General features: G+C 43.7%; 27 protein-coding genes. 16 read left to right on the forward strand and 11 right to left on the reverse strand.

Annotated features, from left to right (window positions below; translation table 11 throughout):
* Positions 1-208 precede the first annotated feature (208 nt).
* From mnmG to glmS, 15 genes are all read left to right on the forward strand, one after another.
* Positions 209-2,104: a tRNA uridine-5-carboxymethylaminomethyl(34) synthesis enzyme MnmG gene (mnmG, locus tag A3763_RS21620; protein ID WP_068507310.1), complete on the forward strand. Its 1,896-nt coding sequence runs from the start codon at positions 209-211 to the stop codon at positions 2,102-2,104.
* Between the two features lie 35 nt (positions 2,105-2,139).
* Positions 2,140-2,790, forward strand: a complete 651-nt coding sequence (gene rsmG / locus A3763_RS21625) for a 16S rRNA (guanine(527)-N(7))-methyltransferase RsmG (RefSeq protein ID WP_156490478.1) — start codon at positions 2,140-2,142, stop codon at positions 2,788-2,790.
* Between the two features lie 44 nt (positions 2,791-2,834).
* Positions 2,835-3,635 (forward strand): ParA family protein, encoded by an 801-nt coding sequence (locus tag A3763_RS21630; RefSeq protein ID WP_068507309.1) that lies wholly within the window; start codon positions 2,835-2,837, stop codon positions 3,633-3,635.
* 66 nt (positions 3,636-3,701) lie between these two features.
* Positions 3,702-4,568, forward strand: a complete 867-nt coding sequence (locus tag A3763_RS21635; protein WP_068507307.1) for a ParB/RepB/Spo0J family partition protein — start codon at positions 3,702-3,704, stop codon at positions 4,566-4,568.
* A gap of 331 nt (positions 4,569-4,899) precedes the next feature.
* Positions 4,900-5,304, forward strand: a complete 405-nt coding sequence (locus A3763_RS30225; RefSeq protein ID WP_068507305.1) for a F0F1 ATP synthase subunit I — start codon at positions 4,900-4,902, stop codon at positions 5,302-5,304.
* Between the two features lie 37 nt (positions 5,305-5,341).
* Entirely contained in the window at positions 5,342-6,220 is an 879-nt protein-coding gene (atpB, locus tag A3763_RS21645) for a F0F1 ATP synthase subunit A (protein ID WP_068507303.1), read from the forward strand.
* Between the two features lie 62 nt (positions 6,221-6,282).
* The gene (atpE, locus tag A3763_RS21650; RefSeq protein ID WP_068507301.1) at positions 6,283-6,522 is read left to right on the forward strand and encodes a F0F1 ATP synthase subunit C; all 240 of its coding nucleotides are present in this window, start codon (positions 6,283-6,285) and stop codon (positions 6,520-6,522) included.
* Between the two features lie 58 nt (positions 6,523-6,580).
* On the forward strand, positions 6,581-7,051 hold the full coding sequence (locus tag A3763_RS21655) for a F0F1 ATP synthase subunit B (RefSeq protein ID WP_068507299.1): 471 nt from the start codon (positions 6,581-6,583) through the stop codon (positions 7,049-7,051).
* 16 nt (positions 7,052-7,067) lie between these two features.
* Complete coding sequence (locus A3763_RS21660; protein WP_068507297.1) at positions 7,068-7,604, forward strand: F0F1 ATP synthase subunit delta; 537 nt, start codon at positions 7,068-7,070, stop codon at positions 7,602-7,604.
* Positions 7,605-7,634: 30 nt separating this feature from the next.
* Positions 7,635-9,179 carry a F0F1 ATP synthase subunit alpha gene (atpA, locus tag A3763_RS21665; protein WP_068507291.1) on the forward strand — a complete coding sequence of 515 codons (1,545 nt, stop codon included), beginning with the start codon at positions 7,635-7,637 and terminating at the stop codon, positions 9,177-9,179.
* 92 nt (positions 9,180-9,271) lie between these two features.
* The gene (gene atpG / locus A3763_RS21670; RefSeq protein ID WP_068507290.1) at positions 9,272-10,132 is read left to right on the forward strand and encodes a F0F1 ATP synthase subunit gamma; all 861 of its coding nucleotides are present in this window, start codon (positions 9,272-9,274) and stop codon (positions 10,130-10,132) included.
* A gap of 56 nt (positions 10,133-10,188) precedes the next feature.
* A complete protein-coding gene (atpD, locus tag A3763_RS21675; RefSeq protein ID WP_068507288.1) occupies positions 10,189-11,586 on the forward strand; it encodes a F0F1 ATP synthase subunit beta in 1,398 nt (465 codons plus the stop codon).
* A 61-nt stretch (positions 11,587-11,647) separates the two neighbouring features.
* Complete coding sequence (locus A3763_RS21680) at positions 11,648-12,067, forward strand: F0F1 ATP synthase subunit epsilon (RefSeq protein WP_068507286.1); 420 nt, start codon at positions 11,648-11,650, stop codon at positions 12,065-12,067.
* A 120-nt stretch (positions 12,068-12,187) separates the two neighbouring features.
* Positions 12,188-13,546 carry a bifunctional UDP-N-acetylglucosamine diphosphorylase/glucosamine-1-phosphate N-acetyltransferase GlmU gene (glmU, locus tag A3763_RS21685; protein ID WP_068634468.1) on the forward strand — a complete coding sequence of 453 codons (1,359 nt, stop codon included), beginning with the start codon at positions 12,188-12,190 and terminating at the stop codon, positions 13,544-13,546.
* Positions 13,547-13,605: 59 nt separating this feature from the next.
* Complete coding sequence (glmS, locus tag A3763_RS21690) at positions 13,606-15,438, forward strand: glutamine--fructose-6-phosphate transaminase (isomerizing) (RefSeq protein ID WP_068506558.1); 1,833 nt, start codon at positions 13,606-13,608, stop codon at positions 15,436-15,438.
* A gap of 146 nt (positions 15,439-15,584) precedes the next feature.
* Here glmS and A3763_RS21695 read toward each other — a convergent pair whose 3' ends face one another.
* Together A3763_RS21695 and greB are read right to left on the reverse strand one after the other, a co-directional pair.
* Positions 15,585-16,025 carry a hypothetical protein gene (locus A3763_RS21695; protein ID WP_068506560.1) on the reverse strand — a complete coding sequence of 147 codons (441 nt, stop codon included), beginning with the start codon at positions 16,023-16,025 and terminating at the stop codon, positions 15,585-15,587.
* 57 nt (positions 16,026-16,082) lie between these two features.
* Positions 16,083-16,592: a transcription elongation factor GreB gene (gene greB / locus A3763_RS21700; RefSeq protein ID WP_068506562.1), complete on the reverse strand. Its 510-nt coding sequence runs from the start codon at positions 16,590-16,592 to the stop codon at positions 16,083-16,085.
* A 146-nt stretch (positions 16,593-16,738) separates the two neighbouring features.
* Between greB and A3763_RS21705 the strand changes: the two genes are divergently transcribed.
* Entirely contained in the window at positions 16,739-17,044 is a 306-nt protein-coding gene (locus A3763_RS21705) for a hypothetical protein (RefSeq protein ID WP_068506565.1), read from the forward strand.
* On the opposite strand, the gene A3763_RS21710 is transcribed toward A3763_RS21705, so the two are convergent.
* From A3763_RS21710 to ftsY, 9 genes are all read right to left on the reverse strand, one after another.
* Positions 17,041-18,453, reverse strand: coding sequence for a HAMP domain-containing sensor histidine kinase (locus A3763_RS21710; protein WP_068506566.1), 1,413 nt, complete (start codon positions 18,451-18,453; stop codon positions 17,041-17,043). The two genes, A3763_RS21705 and A3763_RS21710, sit on opposite strands and share 4 nt — an antisense overlap.
* Positions 18,440-19,168, reverse strand: coding sequence for a response regulator transcription factor (locus A3763_RS21715; RefSeq protein ID WP_304438941.1), 729 nt, complete (start codon positions 19,166-19,168; stop codon positions 18,440-18,442). Before A3763_RS21715 ends, A3763_RS21710 begins: the two co-directional genes overlap by 14 nt.
* Positions 19,125-19,937 (reverse strand): co-chaperone DjlA, encoded by an 813-nt coding sequence (gene djlA / locus A3763_RS21720; protein WP_068554994.1) that lies wholly within the window; start codon positions 19,935-19,937, stop codon positions 19,125-19,127. Before djlA ends, A3763_RS21715 begins: the two co-directional genes overlap by 44 nt.
* A gap of 105 nt (positions 19,938-20,042) precedes the next feature.
* The gene (hyi, locus tag A3763_RS21725; RefSeq protein ID WP_068506576.1) at positions 20,043-20,825 is read right to left on the reverse strand and encodes a hydroxypyruvate isomerase; all 783 of its coding nucleotides are present in this window, start codon (positions 20,823-20,825) and stop codon (positions 20,043-20,045) included.
* A 33-nt stretch (positions 20,826-20,858) separates the two neighbouring features.
* On the reverse strand, positions 20,859-21,740 hold the full coding sequence (locus A3763_RS21730) for an NAD(P)-dependent oxidoreductase (RefSeq protein WP_068506579.1): 882 nt from the start codon (positions 21,738-21,740) through the stop codon (positions 20,859-20,861).
* A gap of 58 nt (positions 21,741-21,798) precedes the next feature.
* A complete protein-coding gene (rpoH, locus tag A3763_RS21735) occupies positions 21,799-22,653 on the reverse strand; it encodes an RNA polymerase sigma factor RpoH (protein WP_068506581.1) in 855 nt (284 codons plus the stop codon).
* A 228-nt stretch (positions 22,654-22,881) separates the two neighbouring features.
* A complete protein-coding gene (gene ftsX, locus A3763_RS21740; RefSeq protein WP_068506583.1) occupies positions 22,882-23,850 on the reverse strand; it encodes a permease-like cell division protein FtsX in 969 nt (322 codons plus the stop codon).
* The gene (ftsE, locus tag A3763_RS21745; protein ID WP_068506585.1) at positions 23,850-24,533 is read right to left on the reverse strand and encodes a cell division ATP-binding protein FtsE; all 684 of its coding nucleotides are present in this window, start codon (positions 24,531-24,533) and stop codon (positions 23,850-23,852) included. Before ftsE ends, ftsX begins: the two co-directional genes overlap by 1 nt.
* Before the next feature lie 47 nt (positions 24,534-24,580).
* Positions 24,581-25,713 (reverse strand): signal recognition particle-docking protein FtsY (ftsY, locus tag A3763_RS21750; protein WP_156495245.1); only part of this gene is annotated, 1,133 nt, incomplete at its 5' end.

Below are 25,713 nucleotides of genomic sequence, written 5' to 3' on the forward strand. Positions count from 1 at the left end.
AACTTCTTTATAATCGTGTGATAAGTGCTTGAATTCATTAAAACTGAGTGAATGTTCATTTATTTACATTAAGAACACAGATTTATTTTAAGACACTCAAAATTTGAGTCATAAGTGCAAAACTGTATAAAAAATAAACGATAAAGGCTGCTATTTATCACTCAAATCTTTATAATGCGCGGCTATTTTATTTGACTGGGGATGCTAGGTGGATTTCGCAAAACATTACGATGTTATTGTTATTGGTGGTGGACATGCCGGGACTGAAGCTGCTTTAGCCGCAGCGCGTCGCGGCTCATCAACCCTTCTACTTACGCATAATATCGAGACGCTGGGTCAAATGTCATGCAATCCAGCAATTGGTGGTATTGGTAAAAGTCATCTTGTTAAAGAAATCGATGCTCTAGATGGTGCTATGGCACGAGCAACCGATTTGGCGGGTATTCAATTTCGAGTGCTGAATAGCCGTAAAGGGCCAGCGGTAAGAGCTACACGCGCACAAACAGATAGAATCTTATATAAAGCCGCAATTCGAGAAACCCTGGAAAACCAGGAAAACCTGGATATTTTCCAACAATCGGCTGATGACTTGATTGTTAAAAATGACCGGGCTTGTGGCGTTGTCACCAATATGGGAGTTCGCTTCCATTCAAAGACCGTTGTTTTGACAACTGGAACCTTTTTAGGCGGTGTTATTCATATTGGTTTAGAAAACCATTCAGGTGGACGTGCGGGAGATCCACCGTCGATAGCATTGGCAAAACGCTTAAGAGAAATGCCTTTTCGTGTTGGCCGTTTAAAAACGGGTACACCGCCCCGAATTGATGCACGTTCAGTTGATTTTAGCGTAATGGACGAACAGCCAGGTGATACACCTTTACCGGTAATGTCTTATACCGGCACAGTTGAACAACATCCAAAACAGATTTCTTGCTATGTAACCCATACTAATGAACGTACGCATGAGATTATTCGCTCAGGTTTTGATCGTTCACCCATGTTTACAGGCATCATAGAAGGAACAGGCCCACGTTACTGCCCTTCTATTGAAGATAAAATTAATCGTTTTGCAGATAAAGACTCCCACCAGATTTTCGTCGAGCCTGAAGGGCTGACAACGCATGAGTTATATCCAAACGGCATTTCAACTAGTTTGCCCTTTGATGTGCAAATTGACTTAGTGCGTTCAATGAAGGGCTTCGAGAAAGCACATATTACGCGGCCTGGTTATGCAATTGAGTACGATTTCTTTAACCCTCAAGACTTGAAACAAAGCCTAGAGACAAAGTTTATCGAGAACTTGTTTTTCGCTGGCCAAATTAACGGCACAACTGGTTATGAAGAAGCCGGTGCCCAAGGTTTACTTGCTGGTATGAATGCTTCGTTGAAAGCAAGTGGTGATATGCTTTGGTGCCCTCGTCGAGATGAAGCTTATATCGGAGTACTGGTTGATGATCTGATTACACTAGGAACCAGTGAGCCTTACCGTATGTTTACAAGCCGTGCTGAATACCGTTTGTTACTACGCGAAGATAATGCTGACCTAAGGTTAACTGAGATCGGACGTAATTTAGGTTTTGTAGGCGATGAGCGCTGGTCACAATTCTCAAGCAAGCGCGAAGCAATCGAGAAAGAAACAGAGCGTCTAAAAACAACTTGGGTGCAACCTGGCTCAGAAGGTGGGAAGATTGCTGACAAATATTTTGATCGACCTATTTCGAGAGAATACAGCCTTCGTGACTTGCTAAAGCGTCCTGAAATCAATTATCAAAGTATTGCTGAAATAAACGGTGATCCAACAATTTCTAATGCTGTTGCTGAACAGATTGAAATACAAACCAAGTATGATGGTTATATCAGTCGTCAACAGGATGAGATTGATCGTTTAAGAAAGAATGAATTAACCAAGCTGCCAATCGATTTCAATTATGATGGAATTTCTGGTCTATCCAATGAGATTAAGCAAAAACTATTAGAGGTTAAACCAGAAACAATTGGCCAGGCATCTAGAATTCCGGGAATTACACCGGCTGCTGTGTCATTGGTACTCATATATCTGAAGAAAAAATCTTTATCTAAATCAATCAAACATGAAAGTGCCTGATTTCGGCACTTCACGTATCTTAAAAGAGAATAGACGTGATCAATGCATCGCAACGTGCCAACTTTAGTAATATTCTAAGCGACGCGGCAGAAAAAATAGGTATTACTCTAAATGAAGAGCAGAATGGCCTTTTACTCGACTATTTAGAGTTATTGATCAAATGGAATAAAGCCTACAATCTGACGGCTATTCGTGACCCGGAAGAAATGTTGATTAAACATCTGGTCGACTCGCTTAGCATTGCTCCTTATATAAAAGGTCAGGACATCGCTGATATCGGTACCGGCCCTGGATTACCCGGTATACCGATGGCCATCTTGTTTCCAGAAAAGCGCTTTTTGCTGGTCGACAGCAATGGTAAAAAGACACGCTTTTTGACTCAGAGTAAGATTACACTTTCGCTAGCCAATATCGAAATAGTGCATGGACGTGTAGAGAGTGTTGCGCAGGATAAACAATTTGACCAAATTATGTCACGCGCATTTACAGCGCTAGATAATATGGTAAAACTATGTAAGCACTTACTTACTGAAAAGGGTGAGTTTTTAGCAATGAAAGGTTTGCATCCAAAAGATGAGATTAATGCACTGCCAATAGATTATCATGTTAAAAACGCAATTAAGTTATGTGTTCCCGCTTGTGAAGAGGACAGGCATTTAATTATCATAGAGAAAACTTCAGCGTAATAAGCATATTGCTATTGAAAGCGTCTATAAGTGAGGGTTACACAGTGCCAGCGAAAATCTATGCGATTACTAACCAGAAGGGGGGGGTTGGAAAAACGACCACCACTGTAAATCTTGCTGCATCGCTGGCTGCGACCAAACGCAGAATTCTCCTTATTGATCTTGATCCGCAGGGAAACGCAACTATGGGTAGCGGGATCAGCAAGAATGAAATTGAATATACGGCCTATGATGTACTGACCAAAAAGGCCGATGTTCAAGAGGTCATTACGCGTTCAGTCGTTGGTAAATACGATGTTATTCCTTCCAATGGCGATCTGACTGCAGCGGAAGTCGAGCTCCTTAATGAGATTGGCCGTGAACATAGACTGAAGCAAGCCTTAAAATCTATTCGTGATGATTATGAATTCGTCTTGATCGACTGTCCTCCTTCTCTAAATATGCTAACCGTTAATGCCTTATCAGCGTCGGACGGCGTTATCATTCCAATGCAATGCGAATATTATGCGCTAGAAGGCTTGGCCGCATTAATGAATACGGTTGAGCAGATTAGAGAAACCATCAATCCGAAGTTAGAAATTTCCGGCATACTTCGTACTATGTATGACCCAAGGAATAGTTTAACCAGAGATGTATCTGATGAACTTCAGGAATATTTCGGTGAACAGCTATATAAAGTCGCAATTCCAAGAAATGTAAGACTAGCGGAAGCACCCAGTCACGGTATGTCAGCATTACATTATGACAAAGCTTCAAAAGGTGCGATTGCATATTTGGCATTGGCCGGTGAAATCGTCAGAAAGAACAAAGCAGCAGCAAAAAAAGCCGACTTGGCTGAAGCATAAAACAATAATTAAGCTCATGACTTTTAAAGGTCATCATCAAGCGTTACTAAGTGAGTAGGAAAATACGTGGCAAAGAAACGAGGTTTAGGGGAAAAAGGTTTAAGCGCTTTACTCAAGGGCTCAAATGTCGACTTTAAAAAAGAAGTTGAAAACGATGGAGACCTTAAGCAACTTCCAGTTGAGTTTCTAAAACGAGGTAAATATCAGCCTCGTCGTGACATGGATCCTGATGCACTCGAAGAGCTCGCCGAGTCAATTCGACAGCAAGGTATTATGCAGCCGATAGTGGTTCGTTCTCGTGGCGAAGACTCCTATGAAATTATTGCGGGCGAAAGGCGTTGGCGGGCAGCACAAATCGCTCAGCTCGATAAAGTCCCCGCAATTATTCGTGATGTTGAAGATGATGCGGCTGTTGCAATGGCGCTTATCGAGAATATTCAGCGTGAAAACCTTAATGCAATGGAAGAAGCCACCGCTTTACAGCGTTTGCAAGATGAGTTTGAACTTACCCAAAGCGAAGTAGCTGAAGCCGTTGGTAAATCGAGGTCAACCGTGACTAACTTGCTTCGCCTGATCAACCTAACAGATGAAGTAAAGTTGATGCTAGAGCATGGCGACTTGGAGATGGGCCATGGCAGAGCGATGTTATCGTTAGATACCGAGCGACAGATAATTGTGGCTCGTCAGGTTGAGTTGAAGTCGCTTTCAGTACGACAGACCGAAGCACTCGTCCGTCGCCTAATAGAAGACAAGCCTACAAATAAAGCAGCTAAGCCAAAACCCGATGCCGATATATCACGCTTACAAGAAGATCTATCTGAAAAAGTAGGTGCAGAAGTGAGTGTTCAGCATTCAAATACAGGCAAAGGTAAGCTAGTGATTAAATATAATTCTCTTGATGAGTTAGATGGAATTTTGACTCATATCAAGTGAAATCTAACTTGATCGAAAAATAATCGATTCTTTTTTGTAACTTAAGTGAATATTCATCCCTAGAGCGGTTGAATGCACAGATTATAACCCCTATAATCTGCCACGCTTCGAGAGGCCTGATTAGGCCGAAGAAGAAAATTGGCGAGAATGAATGTTAAGCGCCGCGACTCGATAAGACTAAAGAAAAATAAAAACAAGAGCTAACGATAACAAAATGTCTTAAAAGAACAGCAACTTAATGGCTGTATCTTAAGTCGAAGGTAATTAAGGAAGATATCTGCTAACTACAGCGCAGTGACATCAAAAGGTAGCAATGTAGTAGGCAAGATTAATGAACAGTAGAAAAAAGGCTGACATAAATAAGCCGCCGATTTACAAGATTTTTATTGCTCAGATGGCTCTTACGAGTGTCATTTGCGCAGGGTACTATTTAGTTAGCGGAAGCGTTGCGGCATACTCTTCGCTATTGGGTGGGGTTATATTTGTTATCCCACAACTATATTTTGGTGTTAAAGCGTTTTTGTACAGTGGCGCTCGGTCAATCCAAAAAATAGTTATAAATTTTTATAAAGGTGAGAGCACCAAATTAGTAATCATTGCACTGAGCTTCGGACTTATATTCAAGTTTGTAGAGCCTCTGGATTACTTAGCACTTTACTCCACCTTTATCAGTGTTTTAGTGATGAACTGTTTCTCGGCTCTCTTAGTAAGTAAGCCGAACTCACACAAAGCATAATTTAGAATTTTTAACTCTATAATGTAGGCCCTTAACTATGGCAGGCGATAGTCTAACAACCACTGAATATATTCAGCATCACTTAAGTAACCTAACTTTCGGCCAGCTTCCTGCTGGTACTGTTCGTTATGATGGCACAACGCTACAAGAAGCAACTTGGACAATGGCTCACGGTGGCGAAGAAGCTGCTGCAATGGGTTTCAATGCATTTCATGTAGATAGTTTACTTTGGTCATTTGGCTTAGGTGTTATTTTCTGCATGATCTTCCGTTCCGTTGCCAAATCGGTAACTAGCGGTGTACCTGGTCGCTTCCAAAACTTTATCGAAATGATTGTCGATTTCGTTGATGGTAACGTTAAAGATATGTTCCATGGACGTAACCCACTTATTGCTCCTTTGGCATTAACAATCTTTGTTTGGGTATTCTTCATGAACCTAATGGACTTGATCCCGGTTGATCTAGTGCCATGGTTGCTTACATTTGTGGGCGTTGGTTATCAGAAGATTGTTCCATCAACAGACCCTAACATCACACTAGGTATGGCTTTAGGTGTATTCATCCTAATGCTTTACTACTCTATCAAGATTAAAGGTATTGGTGGCTTTACTAAAGAGCTTACCATGCACCCTTTCAATCACTGGGCGTTTATCCCTGTGAACCTATTTATGGAATTAGTCGGTCTATTAGCTAAGCCGTTTTCATTGGGCTTGCGACTATTCGGGAACATGTACGCCGGTGAAATGATCTTCATTTTGATTGCCGTCATGTACAGCGCTGGTTTGCTGTTTGGTCTGTTCGGTGGTTTCTTGCAGATCGGTTGGGCGATATTCCATATCTTGGTTATTACGCTACAAGCATTTATTTTTATGGTTTTGACCGTCGTGTACCTGAGTATGGCTCACGAAGATCATTAATCTAAATTTTTAAACTTTTCTTTTAACTAACTTAACTTTTTAACTTAAAGCAGGAGAAAAAAATGGAACTAGTAATTATTGCAGCTGCAATTATGCTTGGTCTTGGTGCACTTGGTGCGGCAGTTGGTATGGGTCTACTTGGTGGACGTCTATTGGAAGGTACTGCGCGTCAGCCAGAACTTGGTCCAATGCTACAAGGTAAGATGTTCTTACTAGCTGGTTTGATCGATGCTGTGCCAATTATCGGTGTTGGTATCGCTATGTACTTGATTTTCGTTGTTGCTCCAGGCGTTGGTGCTTAATAGACACGTCTTTAGTTAGCTAAAAACGTAAACTAACAACGAAAGTGAGGTAATTAGTGTGAATATCAATTACACACTTATTGGACAAATGATTTTCTTCGCAGGCTTTGTGCTATTTTGCATGAAGTATGTTTGGCCACCAATCATTGGTGCAATGACAGAACGCGAAAAGAAAATATCCGACGGTTTAGCAGCGGCTGACAGAGCGTCTAAAGATCTTGAACTTGCACAGAAAAAAGCAGTTGAAGAGCTAAAAGAAGCGAAAGCACAAGCAGCTGAACTAATCGAGCAAGCGAACAAACGATCAAATCAAATTGTTGACGAAGCGAAAGAAACTGCTCGTCAAGAAGGTGACAGATTAATCACTGCTGCTAAAGCTGAAATTGAGCAAGAAAAGAATCGCGTGAAAGAAGAGCTTCGCGCTGAAGTATCTGCAATCGCAATTGCGGGCGCAGAAAAGATTCTTGGATCTTCAATCGATGCAAGCAAACATGGTGAGTTACTCGATCAGCTTGCCTCAGAAATTTAAGTTTTGAGAGTGGATGATGGCAGAATCAATTACGATTGCCCGACCCTACGCTAAAGCCGCTTTTCAGGCCGCGAAGGATAAGGAAGCTTTGACAGTTTGGTCAGACATGCTTGCTTATTCTTCTGCAGTAGCTATGGACGAGAACATGAGTGTTGTTCTAGACCACCCAGCATTGACAAGTGAGCAAAAAGCACAGCTTTTCATCGAATCATGTGGTGATAAGTTAAATGATGAAGGTAAAAACTTTATCGTTGTGTTGGCTGAAAATGACCGATTAGAGTTACTTTCAGAGATTGCTCAATTGTTTGAAGGTTTCAAAGCACAGCTAGAGATGTCAGTAGACGTCGATGTGGAGAGTGCTTTTGAACTGGGCGGTGAACAACAAGATAAGCTTGCACAAGTACTAAGTAAGAAACTAGATCGTAAAGTCGTTGTTACATCGACTGTAAATGAGTCGTTGATTGGTGGCGTAATTATCCGCACCAACGATCTAGTCATCGATGCTTCTGTCCGTGGCAAAATTGCAAAATTGGCCGAAGCGGTTAGTGCTTAGGTAGCAGATTCAGATTTGAGGATTTAACGCATGCAACAGCTAAACCCAGCTGAGATCAGCGAAATTATTAAGAAGCGCATCGAAACTCTCGATGTTTCTTCTGAAGCCCAAAATGAGGGCACTATCGTCAGTGTATCTGACGGTATCGTTCTAATTCACGGTCTTGCCGACGTAATGTATGGTGAGATGGTAGAGTTTGAAACCGGCGTATACGGTATGGCGCTTAACCTAGAGCGTGATTCTGTAGGTGTCGTTGTCCTAGGTGACCCTAAAGGTCTTGCCGAAGGTCAGAAAGCAAAATGTACGGGTCGTATCCTAGAAGTACCAATCGGTGAAGCAATGCTTGGCCGTGTTGTTGATGCACTAGGTAACCCAATTGATGGTAAAGGTCCTATCGAGACTACGCTAACTGCACCTTTAGAAAAAGTTGCACCAGGTGTAATCGCACGTCAATCAGTTGATGAGCCAGTACAAACTGGTTTGAAAGCGATTGACTCAATGGTACCTATCGGCCGTGGCCAGCGTGAGTTGATCATCGGTGACCGTCAGACTGGTAAGACTGCAATCGCTATCGATGCAATCATTAACCAGAAGAACACAGGTGTTAAGTGTATCTATGTAGCAGTTGGTCAGAAGCAATCTTCTATCGCTGCGGTTGTACGTAAACTTGAAGAGCATGACGCAATGGATCACACGATCATTGTTGCGGCAGGTGCAGCTGATCCAGCAGCAATGTTGTTCTTAGCGCCATACGGCGGTACAACAATGGGTGAATACTTCCGTGACCGCGGTGAAGACGCATTGATCGTATTTGATGATTTGACCAAGCAAGCTTGGGCATACCGTCAGATTTCATTGCTACTACGTCGTCCACCAGGTCGTGAAGCATATCCAGGTGACGTATTCTACTTGCACTCACGTCTACTAGAGCGTGCATCACGTGTAAACGCTGATTACGTTGAGCAGTTCACCAATGGTGAAGTTAAGGGCCAAACTGGTTCATTGACAGCTCTACCGATCATCGAAACACAAGGTGGTGACGTATCTGCATTCGTACCAACTAACGTAATTTCGATTACAGATGGTCAGATCTTCCTTGAGACCAACCTATTTAACTCTGGTATTCGTCCTGCAATGAACGCAGGTATTTCGGTATCACGAGTTGGTGGTGCAGCTCAGACTAAGATCATCAAGAAGTTAGGTGGTAGCGTACGTTTGGCTTTGGCTCAGTATCGTGAATTGGCAGCATTTGCTCAGTTCGCATCAGACCTTGATGATGCAACACGTAAGCAGCTAGAGCACGGTCAGCGTGTGACAGAGCTTATGAAGCAAAAGCAGTACAGCCCACAAAGCGTTGCTGAAATGGGTATCGTTCTTTATGCCGCTAATGAAGGCTTCTTGGATGATGTGCCAGTAAACAAAGTTGTTGATTTTGAAGATGCAATGTTGTCTTACATGAGTGCTGAACATTCAGCATTACTCGATAAGATTAACGAAAAAGGCGATTACAACAATGATATCGCTGACGGCATTAAATCAGCTCTTGAGCAATTTAAGTCGACGCAAACTTGGTAAGCCGATTGTTGAGTACTGGAGATCTATGAATACTGCAGTACTCGACTGTCATTTATACCTCAAAGTGAACAAGACTTTAAAGGCGATATAAAATGGCCGTTGGTAAAGAGATACGAAATCAGATTTCGAGCGTAAAAAGCACGCAGAAAATTACAAGCGCAATGGAAATGGTTGCCGCGAGTAAGATGCGTAAAGCTCAAGATCGTATGAGTTTGGGTAAGCCCTACTCAGAAAAAATTCGTTCGATTGTCAGTCACTTGGCAAATGCGAACACAGAATATAAGCACTTATATTTGCAAGAGCGCGAAGTTAAGCGTGTTGGCTATATCATCGTTTCTACAGACCGAGGTTTGTGTGGCGGTTTGAACGTCAACTTGTTCAAGAAAGTTGCTAAAGATATGAAAAACTACGCGGATAACGCAGTAGAAGTCGATCTTTGCGCGGTTGGACAAAAAGCAATTAGCTTCTTTAAAAGCTACGGCGGTAATGTCGTTGCTGCATTAAGTCACCTTGGTGACGCACCTGCAGCACATGAGCTGATCGGTTCTGTAAAGGTGATGTTGGATGCTTACGAAGAAGGCAAGATCGACCGCCTTTACGTGGTATACAACGAGTTTGTAAACACCATGACGCAGAGCCCTGAAGTAGTACAATTGTTACCGTTAGAAGCTGCTGAAGAAAGTGAAATGCAGCATCATTGGGATTATATTTACGAGCCTGAAGCGAAAGACTTACTAGATGGCTTGTTAACGCGTTACGTTGAATCGCAAGTTTATCAAGCGGTTGTTGAAAATGTAGCATGTGAGCAGGCAGCTCGAATGATCGCAATGAAATCTGCAACAGACAACGCGGGCGACATTATCAAGGAATTGCAGTTGGTTTATAACAAAGCGCGTCAAGCAGCGATTACTCAGGAAATTTCTGAGATCGTTAGTGGTGCAGCTGCGGTATAAGTAGTTCCTGGCAAATTTTGTGTATTTAAAGATTAAAAGTTAACGAGGATCCGGACATGAGTAGCGGAAATATCGTACAAATTATTGGAGCTGTAATCGACGTTGAATTCGCGCGCGAATCAGTTCCAAATGTATATGATGCGTTGCAGGTTGATGGTGTTGATACAACACTTGAAGTACAGCAGCAACTAGGTGATGGTATCGTACGTACTATCGCAATGGGTAGTACTGAAGGTCTAAAGCGTGGGCTGAATGTAGATAACACTGGCGCACCAATTTCTGTACCTGTTGGTCCAGAAACTTTGGGTCGTATCATGGACGTTCTAGGACGCCCAATCGACGAGCGTGGTGACATCGGTGAGCAAGAGCGTATGCCTATTCACCGTAAAGCACCTACTTACGCAGAGCAAGCAGCATCGGCTGAATTGCTAGAAACCGGTATCAAAGTAATCGACTTGGTTTGTCCATTCGCTAAGGGTGGTAAAGTTGGTCTATTCGGTGGTGCGGGCGTTGGTAAAACTGTAAACATGATGGAATTGATCAACAACATCGCACTGAAGCACTCTGGTCTTTCAGTATTCGCAGGTGTTGGTGAGCGTACTCGTGAGGGTAACGATTTCTATCACGAAATGCAGGAAGCTGGCGTTGTAAACCTAGAGACTCCAACAGACTCTAAGGTAGCGATGGTATACGGTCAGATGAACGAGCCACCAGGAAACAGGCTACGTGTTGCCTTGACTGGTTTGACAATGGCTGAGAAGTTCCGTGACGAGGGTAAAGACGTACTATTGTTCGTTGATAATATCTACCGTTACACACTGGCAGGTACTGAAGTATCAGCACTGCTAGGTCGTATGCCTTCAGCGGTAGGTTATCAGCCTACACTAGCTGAGGAAATGGGTGTTCTTCAGGAGCGTATTACATCTACTAAGACTGGTTCGATCACATCGATCCAGGCAGTATATGTACCTGCGGATGACTTGACTGACCCATCTCCAGCAACAACCTTCTCTCACTTGGATGCAACAGTTGTATTGAGTCGTGACATCGCTTCTAAGGGTATTTACCCAGCGATCGATCCACTAGACTCTACTTCTCGTCAGCTAGATCCTTTGGTGATTGGTGCTGAGCACTATGAAATTGCACGTGGTGTACAGACAGTACTTCAGCGTTATGCTGAATTGAAAGACATCATTGCGATTCTTGGTATGGACGAATTGTCTGAAGAAGATAAGCAGACAGTTGCACGTGCTCGTAAGATCGAACGTTTCTTGTCACAGCCTTTCCACGTTGCCGAAGTATTTACGGGTGCACCGGGTAAGTATGTATCTTTGAAAGACACTATCCGTGGCTTCCAAGGTATCTTGGGCGGTGAGTACGATGATCTTCCTGAGCAGGCGTTTTACATGGTTGGCTCTATCGACGAAGCAGTCGAAAAAGCGAAAAACATGTAATCATCCTTTAGTAGAAGCACTTTAAGATATTTAAAGTGCTTCCCTGATGAAGGTAGAAATTATGGGTATTAGCGTGCATTGCGATATCGTAAGTGCTGAAGAGCAAATTTATTCGGGTCTTGTTGAGCTAGTTGTTGCAGCTGGCGAAATGGGTGACTTGGGTATTGCTCCAGGCCATGCTCCACTAATGACGAAGTTGAATCCTGGTCCTGTTCGCGTTATCAAACAAGGCGGCGAAGAGGAAGTTTTCTACGTATCCGGCGGATACATGGAAGTTCAACCAAGCTTAGTAACTGTGCTAGCAGATAGTGCAGAGCGAGCTCACGACGTTGATGAAGCAGCAGCTCTGGAAGCTAAGAAAGAAGCAGAAAGAGAGCTGGCGAATCAGAGCGGCGATTTTGATTACTCTCGAGCAGCATCTCAACTAGCTGAAGCATCAGCGCGACTACGCGTGATTCAGCGAATGAGAAATAAGCATTAATGAGCAGTAATTCGTAAAATAAAGAAAAAAGGCAGCTATTTAGCTGCCTTTTTTCTTTTATGTCATATGGAGTGTCTATAATCAAACGATTGTAGTAGAAAAAGTTTAGGAAAAACGATTATGAGTTTACATGTGGTTATCCTTGCAGCTGGGCAAGGTTCTCGAATGAAGTCTAAATTACCAAAAGTTTTGCACCCTGTAGCGGGAAAGCCAATGCTACAGCATGTGTTGGATACAGCGAATAAGTTAGATGCTGAAGGTATACATATTGTTATCGGTCACGGTGCTGATCAGGTAAAAGACACAATTAAAGAAGATGTAAACTGGTGCTTACAAGCTGAGCAGCTAGGTACGGGCCATGCGGTAGCACAAGCAATCGACCACATTCCAGAAGACGCGCAAGTACTAATACTATACGGAGACGTGCCCTTAACCAGTCAGGCAACATTGTCTCAATTAACGGCTTTAGTTAATGAGAAGCAGCTTGGCTTATTGACAGTCGACCTTGAAAACCCAACGGGCTATGGTCGAATCGTTCGGAACGCAGATGGCGATATTGAAGCCATCGTAGAACAAAAAGATGCTTCAGAAGAAGAATTAATGATTCCGGAAGTTAATACCGGAATACTTGCTCTACAGGCTTCAGTGTTGCATAAGTTTATTCCGACACTTGGTAACAGCAATGCACAAGGCGAGTACTACTTAACTGATATTATCGAGATCGCCGTAGCAAATGGCTTGCGAGTTGAAAGCCATCAGCCAAGTTTTGAGCAGGAAGTTCAAGGCGTGAATAATCGCCTGCAACTATGTGAATTAGAGTGCTGGCACCAAAGCATGATATCGGAACAGCTAATGCTTCAAGGTGTCACCATCTATGATCCAAATCGTTTAGACGTGCGCGGTGAATTAGAATGCGGCCAAGATGTCACTATCGATCTTAATTGTATTTTCGAAGGGCATGTCGTACTTGGTGAGGATGTCAGCATTGCACCAAACTGCATTATCAAAAATTCAACAATCGGTGCTGGTACCACGATACATGCTAATTCAATTATCGAAGATAGCTTTGTGGCAAGCGCCTGTAATGTGGGCCCGTTTGCAAGACTGAGACCCGGAACGAGTTTAAATACTAAAGCGAAAGTCGGTAACTTTGTTGAGACCAAGAAGACGACCGTTGGTGAAGGTAGTAAGATTAACCATCTTAGCTATGTTGGTGACGCAACCTTAGGCAAAAATGTTAACGTGGGTGCAGGTACAATTACCTGTAACTATGATGGCGTTAACAAGTTTCAAACAGAAATTGCAGATGATGTGTTTGTTGGCTCCAATACATCATTAGTTGCGCCGGTGAAAGTTGGTAAGCGTGCAACTATTGGCGCGGGGTCTACTGTCAATAAAGATATAGAAGAAGAACAACTAGCTGTAGCCAGGTCAAAGCAAAGAAATATCGATGGTTGGGACAGACCCAGCAAAAAGTAAGTTAAAGATTTCGACTAGTAAAGTAATCGAATAAGATTTGGAAAACAGGAACAAAAGGTATGTGCGGAATAGTTGGAGCTGTGGCTCAAAGGGATGTAGCTGAAATTCTTCTCGAAGGTTTGAAGCGTTTAGAATATAGAGGATATGATTCAGCAGGGTTGGCTTTATTGTCTGAAGCAGGCGAATTTAATCGCTTGAGACGTATAGGCAAAGTTCAAGAATTGGCAGACGCACTAAAGGCAAACCCTTGCAAAGGTGGAACCGGTATTGCACACACACGTTGGGCAACTCATGGTGAACCTAGCGAACGTAATGCCCACCCTCATGTATCAGGTTCCGAAATTGTAGTTGTTCACAACGGGATCATTGAAAACCATCATACTCTGCGTGAGAAGCTAAGTGCCGTGGGTTATGAATTTGCTTCGGATACAGATACCGAGGTGATTGCTCATCTAGTTCATCATGAACTAAAAACACATGACTCACTATTATCAGCATTCAGATCAACTGTGAAGCAATTAGAAGGTGCTTACGGAACGGTTGTTATGGATACCAGTGATCCAGACCAGCTAATTGCAGCGCGTTCTGGTAGCCCATTAGTGATAGGATATGGCATAGGAGAAAACTTCCTGGCATCAGATCAATTAGCATTATTACCAGTAACGAACCGTTTCTCCTTCCTAGAAGAAGGCGATATCGCCGTACTGACACGCCAAGACGTGACCATCTATGATGCTGTAGGTAGTGAAGTATCAAGAGATATCAATGAGTCTGATGTCTCGCATGATGCTGGCGACAAAGGGCCATATAAGCACTACATGCTAAAAGAAATCTATGAACAGCCGATTGCTATTAAGAACACCTTAGAGGGTAGAATTGCAAACGGCCAGGTTCTTGACACGGCCTTTGGTGAAAATACAGCAGAGATTCTAAAAGGCATTGATCACGTTCAAATTATTGCCTGTGGTACGAGCTACCACGCCGGCATGGTCGCACGTTATTGGTTTGAAGAAATTGCTGGTGTGTCGTGTAATATCGAAATTGCATCTGAATTTAGATATAGAAAGTCGGTTGTTCCGGCTAATGCACTATTGGTTACAATCTCGCAGTCAGGTGAAACAGCCGATACCCTGGCAGCACTAAGACTGGCCAAAGAAATCGGATATAAAGCTAGTTTGACCATTTGTAACGTGCCTGGTTCTTCACTAGTTCGTGAGTCAGACTTAAACTATATGATGAATGCGGGCGCTGAGATCGGCGTAGCATCCACCAAGGCATTTACCGTTCAATTAGTTGGCTTACTGCAGCTTGTCGTCGCTATTGGAAAGAACAAAAATATGCCAGCCGAAACGGAAGCTTCGATCGTTGAGGCCTTACAGGCACTTCCTTCAATCATCGAACAAAGCTTGGATATGGATAAGCAAATAGCCGAATTGGCGGAAGACTTTGCTGACAAGCACCACAGTTTATTCCTGGGTCGTGGTGATCAATACCCGGTTGCGATGGAAGGTGCACTGAAGCTTAAAGAGATTTCGTATATTCACGCTGAAGCTTATGCCGCAGGCGAATTAAAGCATGGCCCATTGGCTCTTATCGATGCAGACATGCCAGTCATTGTTGTTGCACCGAACAATGAGCTTCTAGAAAAACTGCATTCTAACGTTGAAGAAGTACGTGCAAGAGGTGGTTTGATGTATGTTTTTGCTGATCGAAACGCACACTTCAAAAGTGATGACACCATGAAAGTACTAGACGTACCACATTGTGAAAAGATCGTCGCGCCGATTTTATATACTGTGCCTTTGCAGTTGCTTAGTTATCATGTTGCGTTGATTAAAGGTACCGATGTGGATCAGCCACGTAATTTAGCAAAATCAGTAACAGTTGAGTGATGAGCTAGCCGTATTTACAGCCGCTATTCATAGGGAAAAGTAGTTAACGATGGAATAAAGTTGTTAACAACTTTCCTTTTGAATGAAATAAACGCGCGATCTTTCCATATTTCTAATTCTCATTAGAAATTTAATCTTCGATTAGCCTAAGGACGGGAAATCGTGTTTGTACTATGCGCGGAATAGGTACGCCCAGTAGGCTGGGAATAAATAGGCTGCTGAAATTCAGCTGTGGGTATTTGAAACTGATTTAGTTGCAAGTCTTCACCTGCTTTAAGCAATTCATCTTCCTTAAGTGCATCACCAGCCTTCTGTTTATCACTGTCTTCTTTTTCTTGAAGGTAAATAGGTTTAGCATTTTGACCGCTTGAGGTATCGGCTTTTAGTGCGCCGGCAATCGCAGCATTAGAGAGCTCTTCACCACCAATTTCTTGAAGTGGAAAATCCTCAAGCGTTGATTTTTGCCTGGTTGAGAAAAAGTATTCAAGATCCTCGTCTTCATCCCAATCCTCATCTGGTGATTCAGAGAGGCTGATTGAAGGTATAAGGAAACATAAAAGCATAAAATGAAAATATTTTTTAGGCATGGCTCTCTCCTTGATCTAAGCAGATATATTATCGTTTTTACAAAAGCTGTCTAGGTACTAGTGATCATTATCAAGGTAATCGATATTGACGACTACATAGCTGACCACGCCATCAGGTGTATTGAGTTCAACTTCGTCATCTATTTGCTTTTTAAGTAACAAGCGCCCCAGTGGTGAGTCGATGCTCAAATAACCAATTGAAAGGTCAAATTCATCTGGGCCGACTAAGCGAAAACGAGACTCTTCTCCTTCGTCATTTTCGAGGGTGACCCAGGCACCGAAAAATACCCTTGTTAAATCGTCAGGCTTACGGTCAACCACTACCATGTCATCAAGGCGCTTTCTAAGGAAGCGAACACGACTATCTATTTCCCTAAGCTGCTTTTTTCCATAAATATACTCGGCATTTTCAGAACGGTCACCTTGTGCAGCAGCTTCAGAAACTGCTTGGGTGACTTGAGGACGCTTTGTTTTCCATAAATAATTTAGCTCATCCTTTAGCTTCTTTTCGCCTTCAGGTGTAATGTATTTTGATCCAGGCTTTTGCGGTGGTCTGTAACGTCCCATTTAGTATTCACATCTTTTGTCGTATAAAACTAGGTTGAAGTACCTAAACTATCTAAGTACCCTTAGCGCCAAGAACTAGAAGAGTAGGTGTAGTAAGGTCCTGCTTTTCAGAAGGTATATTTAATAAAAGCATATTGGAGAAGACAATGAAAGCACAGAAAAAATTGAATGAACTTGCTGAAAGTGCTTTATCACAAATTGATGCATTAGGTTATAACCTAGATGCTATGGGTGTTGAAAACCAGATTAACCGTCATAATTTGATTGCTTTTTTGATGTTTGGACAAAAGCGTTTGGAAGGTGAAATGGATAGCCTTAACGCAAAAGTAGATGTTAGCAAAGCAAAAGTTGAAAGCATTGTAGATAACACTGAGAAGCTTTTTATTAGTGCTAAGAACCTGGCTGTATTTCCGGCTAAATATACGATTGATCGTGTTAGAGCGCAGTTCTAATTAAGTTCTTTATCTTTACTGCCTGATAGAAGCTTAGTACTTCGTGGGAAAACCAGCTCCACTTTTAGGCCTGGGTCATTATCATTTAAGATAACTTTACTGTGGTGGATATCCATCACAGCGAGTACCAGGCTTAAACCTAAACCATTACCTGGCAAAGACCTGCTCTTGGCAACGCGATAAAAGCGTTGGAATACTTTCTCCCTTTCCTCTTCTGGAATTCCAATTCCTGAGTCAGCAACTGATAGATATATATCTTTCTGAGTGCTGTGGAGTGATACATCTATACAGCCACTCTCCGGCGTGTATTTTATTGCGTTATCGATCAGGTTACACAAGGTCTGAAACAGAAGGTCTCGATCACCGTTCAGGTTAACGTTTTCTTCTATCGAAATCGCAAGTTTCTGGTTCTTATCTTCGGCAAGTGCTTCATATAGCTCGGCAGCATCTTGTACCAGTTCACTTAGATTGAAAGGTTGGAAATTTGAAGACTTACTACCCACCTCAAGGCGAGCAATACGTAATAGGGCATTGAAGGTAGCGAGTAGTTGGTCAGCTTCCGCGACTGCATTGGCGACCTGTTGTCTGTCTTGGTCGCGCTCTACACTGATCAGTGTATTTTCTAACTGGTTTCTTAGACGAGTCAGAGGGGTTCGCAGGTCGTGAGCAATATTGTCTGAAATATGACGAATGCCTTCCATTAATTGAACGATTCGGTCGAGCATTTCATTTAGATTACGTGCGAGTTGGTCAAAATCGTCATTGGTGCCACGGTCCGGGATACGAATAGAAAGATTCCCTTGCATAATCCGCTGGCTGGTTTGGTTAATTAGCTCAACCCTTTTTGCTGTACTACGGCTCATCATAATGCCGCCAAGCATCGCCAGAGCGAAGGTAATTCCCATGCCAAAGTTTATCGCACGTTCGACGAGTTGCTTAACGGCCATAAATTCATTTACATCGCGGCCAACAAGCAGCCTTAGTCCACCAGGCACGATGAATACACGGGCACGAGCAGGCCGGGATTCTTCACCTGGCCACCCTAGATTCTCGCCAAGGGTGAAGTTTAGCCAGCCCTCCTGTACTTCTCCATCTTCAGGCCACTTACTTATATTACCGGCGAGCTTAATAAAGTCTCTGGCGGTAAATAAGTAAATAGCCTTGCCATTTGGGTCTCGCGCGACACGCTCCCGGATAACGCTGATTAAACCGTTGAGCCCTTGCCTTTGGTATTGCTCAGCAAGGCCTATAATTTCAGCCTCAATAGTTTCGTCGGTTTGGCTCGACATGTAGCCGGCAGTAGCCCAATAGATAAAACCCATCAGGATAAAGACAGATGTGGCGAACAGTACCATGTACATGATCGCCAATTGAAAGGTAGAGGTCCGAAGAAGACTAAGAATCTTCACTAAGAATGTATCCCGCGCCTCGAACTGTTTGTAGTAGTTGTTTCGGGAAGTCCTTATCGATCTTTGATCGTAAGCGGCTGATATGGACGTCGATCACATTGGTTTGTGGATCAAAATGATAATCCCAAACCTGCTCCAATAGCATAGTACGAGTCACCACTTGGCCTGCATGTTTCATCAGGTACTCTAGCAAGCGAAATTCGCGAGGTTGTAGGTCGATCTTTTCGCTACCGCGTTTGACAGAGCGGGCTAGCAAATCCATTTCAAGGTCGGCAACTTGCAGGTGAGTCACTTTCTCGGAGCCACTGGTTGCCCCGCGTCTGACTAATACTTCCAGGCGAGCAAGTAACTCAGTGTAGGAGAAAGGCTTGGTCAGATAATCGTCACCACCACCGCGTAAACCTTCAACACGATCATCTACGTCGCCTAGTGCACTAAGGATCAGTACAGGTGTTTGGTTACCGGTTGCGCGGATCGTTTTAATAATGGATAGACCATCCATTCCAGGCAACATGCGGTCGATAATCATAACATCATAGCTTTCACTGGCTGCCATTAATAAACCTTCTTTACCGTCGGCAGAATGATCTACAACGTTATCGTTTTCCTTGAGGCCATTGACTAAATAAGCCGCTACATCTTTATCATCTTCAATTACGAGTACGCGCATCTTAACCTCTGCTTGCTTGGGCTCTGAATTTCTTAATTCGCTCATAAGCGTCTTTTATTTCCCGAGTTTTTTCGGTGGCTATTTTCATCATTTCTTCTGGCAAGCCTTTCGAAACAAGTTTATCCGGGTGATGTTGACTAATCAGTCTACGATAGGCTTTCTTTAGTTCAGCATCACTGCAATTGCTCTGTACGCCTAGAGTTTCATAGGCAGCACTGATCATTTGTTCTTCGCTAACATGGCCTGACGTATCGTGCTCAAAGCCGGTAAACCGGTGCTGAGCTGTCATCATTGCCAGTAGTTGTTCAAAATTTCGTTTCTGGAAACCAAGGTGTTCGGCTACTTCAAGAAGCAGCTGGTGTTCATTTGGGTGTAATTCTCCGTCGGCAAGCGCGGTGGTTAGCTGTATCTCCATAAACATTCTAAGGAGATTGGTACGACGGCCGCAGACTCGCTTTAAGTCATCCATGGCAGCGATATAATCAAAATCTTCTTGCTTGCCTTGATTGAATAAATTGATTGCTGCTTTACGTTGCTCGTCCGTCAACTGCATCTTGCTCATGGTGTCTTGAGCAACTTGAATTTCGACTTGAGATACATGGCCGTCTGATTTTGCCAAACGCCCCATTATCGAAAATGTGGCAGCAAAAAAAGCCGCTTGTATTTCTTCCTGATTGCCACCAGAAAAGTTTTCGATATTGGCCATACCTTTATCGAAGCTATGACCAATAGCCGCGCCTAACAAAGCGCCTAAGGGGCCACCGCCAAATGCGAAGCCCAAGGCTCCACCGATTAATTTTCCCCACCAGTTCATTGTCTAAATCTATACCTTGCGTTAAAGCGCTATCTGCCTTTTGCAGTGAATATAAATATATAAACTTAGTGGATTTATATAACCAGTTAAATGTTCGTAACCCGCTTACTTATTGCTTTGGGAAAGCCATGAGAGTGAGGCGTCAGTGGTAGATGATGGTATATATTCGGCGCTGATATAGCCTGAGTAATTAAGCCTATCAAGTGCTTTGAAGATCTGCGAGAAGTTAAGCTCGCCGGTACCTGGCTCGTGTCGGCCGGGGTTATCGGCAAACTGGATATGGCCGATCTGGGCTTGGGCAGATCCTATCTTACGGATAATATCGCCATGCATGATTTGCATATGATAGATATCAAACTGGATCTTTACATTTTCTTCATTGACGTCCTCGAGTAGCTGCAGAGCTTTGTCTAATGTATCAATTATGAACCCAGGCATATCAACTTTACTGTTAATTGCTTCAACCATCAGTGTTATATTTTTTCTGGCAAGCGCTTGGGCAGCATATTTGACGTTAGCAACAAGTTTTTGCCAGTGTTGCTCGTCACTACAGTCAGGCTGTTTTAAACCTGATAAGCAATTAATCTGCTTAACCCCAAGTGTTTGCGCATATTCCAGCGCTGTTTCGAGCCCTTGTTTGAATTCATCCTCACGTCCGGGTAAGCCGGCGATACCTCTCTCTCCTGCATCCCAATTACCAGGCGGGAGATTGAATAGCACTTGTTCTAGCCCGTTAGCATCGAGTGCCTCGGCAAGTTCTTTAGCGGGCCATTGATAGGGAAATAAGTACTCAACGTACTTAAAACCGGCTTTTGAGGCAGCCTCAAAGCGACTCATAAAAGGAAGTTCGGTAAATAGCATAGTGAGATTGGCGGCGAACTTGGGCATGCTTATATCCTTGCGATGAGTTTGCTAAAACACTTAACTAGTAGATTTCAGTTGAGTCTGGTTCATATGTTCTAGCTCAAGCAGTAGGCCGCTATGGTCGACATTTTCATTGCCATTAGCAACCAGAGATAGATAAGACTCATAAGTACGCTGAGATAGGGGCAGTGTCAGACCTTCGTTTCGCGCTTCATCAAGTATAGTTTTCAGGTCTTTAAGCTGGACACGAGAGGTCGCGCCTGGCTCAAAGTTTCGCTCTAGCATTCTTTGTCCATGTAATTCGAGAATACGGCTGGCAGCAAAGCCTCCACTTAGGGCTTCTCGTACGGCTTCAGGGTCCGCACCACCTTCGGAGGCTAATAACAGTGCTTCTGATACGGCGCCAATTGTGATGCCGACAATCGCTTGATTGGCCAGTTTGCATAGCTGGCCACTTCCGGTATCACCAATGTAAGTAGACTTCCCAAATGCCTGGAAGAGCTCTTGTGCTCGTTCGAATTGCTGCTTATCACCACCCGCCATAACAGATAAGGTGGCCGCCTGAGCACCTGCTGTACCGCCGGAAACTGGCGCATCCAGATAGTGACACTGATGCTGCTTTGCTAACTGGGCGTGCTTGCGAGCGGTAGAAGGCGGAATTGAGCTCATGTCGATAAATAAGCTATTCGGCTTCGCGCTTTGATAAGCTTGTGACTGATAGATAACCTGATCGACAATATCGCCATTTTCCAACATGCTGATAATAATTTCTGCTTGGCTAATCGCCTCGGCGGCGCTTGCACAAAGTTCGGCTTTATCGGCGAAATCTGCCATCTTCTCGGCAGTTCTATTCCATAGCAATAATTCGAAACCGGCATCCAGTAACTTTTGTGTCATTGGGTAGCCCATCAGGCCGATCCCAAGAAATGCGATCTTCATCTTTTCTCCTAAAACGAAAAAACCGCCCAAGTAGGCGGTTTATATATCGAGCCAAACCTTAATCTTCGATTAGGGCTTTAACCTTCTTCATTGCATTTTTTTCTAGTTGTCGAATACGTTCTGCAGAAACGCCGTACTCATCAGCGAGTTCATGCAAAGTCTTTTTATCTTCGGTCAACCAGCGCTTGGATAGAATATCGAAACTGCGTTCATCCAGAGTTTTTAAGGCTTCGTGTAAACGGGAATTTGCGTATTCAGTGCTGTCCAGCTTTTCCAGTCGACGAGCCGGGTTATGGCTATGATCTTCAATGAAATTAGCGGGAGCCTGATATGCGCTATCTTCGTCATCATCGGCGCCCATGTCGAAAGATGCATCGTGAGCACTTAAGCGACCTTCCATTTCTCGTACGACTTTTGGTTCTACACCGAGGTTCTCAGCTACGTCCTGAACTTCTTTATGAGTGAACCAAGCTAAACGTTTTTTGTTGCTGCGCAAATTGAAGAACATTTTACGCTGAGCTTTAGTCGTCGCAATTTTAACGATGCGCCAGTTTCGTAGAATGAACTCGTGAATTTCTGCCTTGATCCAATGTACAGCAAAAGAAACCAGGCGAACGCCATACTCAGGGTTAAAACGCTTAACAGCTTTCATCAAGCCTACGTTACCTTCCTGAATAAGGTCTGCCTGAGCCAAACCGTAGCCGGCATAGCTTTTAGCAATATGAATAACAAAGCGAAGATGAGACATAACCATATGGCGTGCAGCTTCAAGATCGTGTTCATCATGTAAACGATCAGCAAGCTTGCGTTCTTCTTCAACGCTCAGAATAGGGATACCATTCACGGCCTGAATGTATGACTCCAGGTTTGCGCCCGGGGTAAGCATATCTACGGGCTGTAAGCTTGTACCCATAATAAAACCTCCAACATTTATTCCGTAAGAATTTTAGTGTTCAATATTTTGCTCTGCTCAAATTTAGACAGCAGAACAAAGAAAAAGTTCCATACAGAAAAATTGTACATATATTAAGCAATCATAAAGTATTCTAAAGGGAGAAAAAAGAGTACTACTTTGAAAATTACTGTTGCAGAGACAAGATTAATAAAACTTAAGACTCAGCAATATAGGATTTCTACTTGATTAACTTGGTTCAATATCATCCAAATGTTTGCGTACTGCAAGCCAAGAGCTAAACCAGCCCAGCCCTGTCCCTATTAAGAATAACAATAGTGTAGATTCAAAACTCAGTGATGACAAACTAAAAGTGCTTTGATATGAGCTGGCCAATGCCTCAACCGGGCCATTAAGAATAGCGGTAATGATAATAAGCAGTATCCAGGCAACTAGACTGGCGCCAAAACCAAATAATACACCCATATATAGAAAGGGCCTACGAACGAAACCATCTGTTCCGCCAACGAGTTTAATTACAATAATTTCTTCTTTTTTGTTCTCGATTGCTAGGCGAATGGTATTCCCTAGCACCAGAATAACAACCAGTGCGAGCATTATTCCGATAACGCTTACTGCTTGCTGAAGCATATTAATGATCGACTGAAGCCGCTTTACCCAAACCACATCGAGTATCGCACTTTCGATTTCAGGAAGAGTAATTAGAGCATCTTTGAGCTGCTCAATATGCTCAATCGTATTTAGAGCATCTGATGGGCGAACAATAATGACATGCGGCAAGGGGTTGCTGTCTAAGTAGTCGATTGCATCGGCAAACTCGAAGCGTTCTTTAAAATTGCTCAGCGCGCTATCGTTATCGATAAACTGGCTGCTGGTGATACTCTTTCTTTTTGCAATATCGTCAGCAAGCCTTTGTCCATCAATAAGCGGCACGCCCTTTTTAAGTAGGAGCGTTATTTGTGCGCTGCCATCCCAATCTTCACCTAGTGATTCAATATTGCTTAAAAGGCTAGTCAACAAAGCTGGCAGAACCAGAGCTATGCCGAGCACTGCACAGGTAAAGAGACTGGCAATGGGTGTTTTTAGCAATGACAGCAGAGTCGCCTTAGCCACCTTTTTATGGTGTTCTATATAGTGGTTTGCAGCACTTGGCGGAGGAGCAGGTCGAGCGCCTGAAGATTTGGGTAGCTCAGCCATTAGTCATCTGCTCCGGCAAATTGAGAACGTGAGTCGATCAGACTTCCTTGCTGAAGCGAGATTACGCGATAGTGCATATGATGAATCAATGCCAAGTCGTGGCTCGCTATCAGTACCGTGACGCCGACTTGATTGAACTCGCTAAACAAGTTCATGATTTCGGCTGAAAGCTCGGGGTCGAGGTTTCCGGTTGGTTCATCGGCTAACAAAACGGGAGGTTTATTGACAACGGCTCTGGCAATACCGATACGCTGTTGTTCACCGCCTGAGAGCTGAATGGGTGTCATTTTCTCTTTTGAAAGCAAACCGACTTTATCTAATGCGGCACGTACGCGACGCCCGATATCGCGCGGGTTCATTCCCGAAATTTCTAGGGGAAGCGCAACGTTGTCGTAAACACTGCGATCAAATAACAAGCGATGATTTTGAAAAACAACGCCGACATGACGCCGGTAATAAGGAATTTGCCGCTTTGGGATGCGCATAAGGTCTTGCTCACCCACAGTGACCTTTCCTTCACTGGCTCTTTCCATCAACATAATCAGCTTAAGCAGTGTACTTTTACCTGCGCCGGAATGGCCTGTTAAAAATGCCATTTCACCACGCGCCATTGAAAAGCTTACGTCATTAAGTGCTTCATGGCCGTCGCTATAACGCTTGGTGACATTCTCAAAATGTATCATTATTTAGTAGGCCTATTGATTTAAGCTGAGATCTTATCGACAGAGATTTATGCTTGTTCGTCGAATAAAGCAGCAACAAACTCATCCGCCTCAAAGGGGCGTAAATCATCTATTTGCTCACCAACACCAATAAAGCGAATCGGTAGGCCTAACTGTTTAGCGATAGCGAAAATGATCCCGCCTTTTGCCGTACCGTCCAGCTTGGTTAAGCTGATACCACTTACACCAACTGCTTGTTGGAATACTTGGGCTTGGCTTAGTGCGTTTTGGCCTGTACCGGCATCGAGAACCAACATCACTTCGTGGGGGGCGGTATCGTCAACTTTCTGCATAACTCGGACAACTTTTTCAAGCTCGCTCATTAGGTTGTCTTTGTTTTGAAGGCGGCCAGCGGTATCGGCGATTAGAATATCAACCCCTTTAGACTTAGCCGATTCAACTGCATCGAATATGACTGATGCACTGTCGGCGCCGGTGTGTTGGGCAACAACAGGCACATTGTTGCGCTCACCCCAAACCTGTAGCTGTTCAACTGCTGCAGCTCTGAAGGTATCGCCTGCTGCTAACATGACAGAATGTCCCTGGCTCTGGAAACGCTTGGCCATTTTGCCAATAGTGGTTGTTTTACCCACGCCGTTGACACCCACAACAAGAATGACAAAAGGAGAGTCACCAGTCTTTATTTCTAAAGGTGAATGGCTAGCTTTAAGCAGCCCGCTTAGTTCGTCCTTGAGTACAGCGTGCAGGCTATCGGCGTCCTTCAGTTCTTTTCGGTCGGCACTTTCGGTAATTTTATTGATAATTTCAGAAGTCGCTTCAATACCAACGTCAGCAGTTAGAAGTAGTGTTTCTATATCTTCAAGCAGCTCGTCGTCGATCTGCTTTTTGCCCATGATGAGTTCGCTTAAACCACCCGATAGGCGGCCTCGTGTGCGGCTCAAGCCAGACTTAATTCTGCCAAAAAAGCTTTTTGGCTCTGGCTCTGGCTCTGGCTCTGGCTCTGGCTCTGGCTCTGGCTCTGGCTCAGGTGCTGGTTCCGGTTCTGGCTCTGGCTCTGGCTCTGGCTCTGGCTCTGGCTCTGGCTCAGGTGCTGGTTCCGGTTCTGGTTTTGGCGCTGGTGTTGGTTCAGGCTCAGGTGCTGCTTCCGGTTCGGCTGAAGTCAGCGCAGACTCATTCAGCG

The sequence above is a fragment of the Oleiphilus sp. HI0128 genome, from assembly GCF_001635365.1.

What these genes read in the sequence shown, in the direction of transcription:
- A3763_RS30225 (WP_068507305.1), top strand. Translation starts at nt 4,900, where the DNA reads ATGAACAGTAGAAAAAAGGCTGACATAAATAAGCCGCCGATTTACAAG.
- atpB (WP_068507303.1), top strand. Translation starts at nt 5,342, where the DNA reads ATGGCAGGCGATAGTCTAACAACCACTGAATATATTCAGCATCACTTA.
- atpE (WP_068507301.1), top strand. Translation starts at nt 6,283, where the DNA reads ATGGAACTAGTAATTATTGCAGCTGCAATTATGCTTGGTCTTGGTGCA.
- A3763_RS21660 (WP_068507297.1), top strand. Translation starts at nt 7,068, where the DNA reads ATGGCAGAATCAATTACGATTGCCCGACCCTACGCTAAAGCCGCTTTT.
- atpA (WP_068507291.1), top strand. Translation starts at nt 7,635, where the DNA reads ATGCAACAGCTAAACCCAGCTGAGATCAGCGAAATTATTAAGAAGCGC.
- atpG (WP_068507290.1), top strand. Translation starts at nt 9,272, where the DNA reads ATGGCCGTTGGTAAAGAGATACGAAATCAGATTTCGAGCGTAAAAAGC.
- atpD (WP_068507288.1), top strand. Translation starts at nt 10,189, where the DNA reads ATGAGTAGCGGAAATATCGTACAAATTATTGGAGCTGTAATCGACGTT.
- A3763_RS21680 (WP_068507286.1), top strand. Translation starts at nt 11,648, where the DNA reads ATGGGTATTAGCGTGCATTGCGATATCGTAAGTGCTGAAGAGCAAATT.
- glmU (WP_068634468.1), top strand. Translation starts at nt 12,188, where the DNA reads ATGAGTTTACATGTGGTTATCCTTGCAGCTGGGCAAGGTTCTCGAATG.
- glmS (WP_068506558.1), top strand. Translation starts at nt 13,606, where the DNA reads ATGTGCGGAATAGTTGGAGCTGTGGCTCAAAGGGATGTAGCTGAAATT.
- A3763_RS21695 (WP_068506560.1), bottom strand. Translation starts at nt 16,025, where the DNA reads ATGCCTAAAAAATATTTTCATTTTATGCTTTTATGTTTCCTTATACCT.
- greB (WP_068506562.1), bottom strand. Translation starts at nt 16,592, where the DNA reads ATGGGACGTTACAGACCACCGCAAAAGCCTGGATCAAAATACATTACA.
- A3763_RS21705 (WP_068506565.1), top strand. Translation starts at nt 16,739, where the DNA reads ATGAAAGCACAGAAAAAATTGAATGAACTTGCTGAAAGTGCTTTATCA.
- A3763_RS21715 (WP_304438941.1), bottom strand. Translation starts at nt 19,168, where the DNA reads ATGAGCGAATTAAGAAATTCAGAGCCCAAGCAAGCAGAGGTTAAGATG.
- djlA (WP_068554994.1), bottom strand. Translation starts at nt 19,937, where the DNA reads ATGAACTGGTGGGGAAAATTAATCGGTGGAGCCTTGGGCTTCGCATTT.
- hyi (WP_068506576.1), bottom strand. Translation starts at nt 20,825, where the DNA reads ATGCCCAAGTTCGCCGCCAATCTCACTATGCTATTTACCGAACTTCCT.
- A3763_RS21730 (WP_068506579.1), bottom strand. Translation starts at nt 21,740, where the DNA reads ATGAAGATCGCATTTCTTGGGATCGGCCTGATGGGCTACCCAATGACA.
- rpoH (WP_068506581.1), bottom strand. Translation starts at nt 22,653, where the DNA reads ATGGGTACAAGCTTACAGCCCGTAGATATGCTTACCCCGGGCGCAAAC.
- ftsX (WP_068506583.1), bottom strand. Translation starts at nt 23,850, where the DNA reads ATGGCTGAGCTACCCAAATCTTCAGGCGCTCGACCTGCTCCTCCGCCA.
- ftsE (WP_068506585.1), bottom strand. Translation starts at nt 24,533, where the DNA reads ATGATACATTTTGAGAATGTCACCAAGCGTTATAGCGACGGCCATGAA.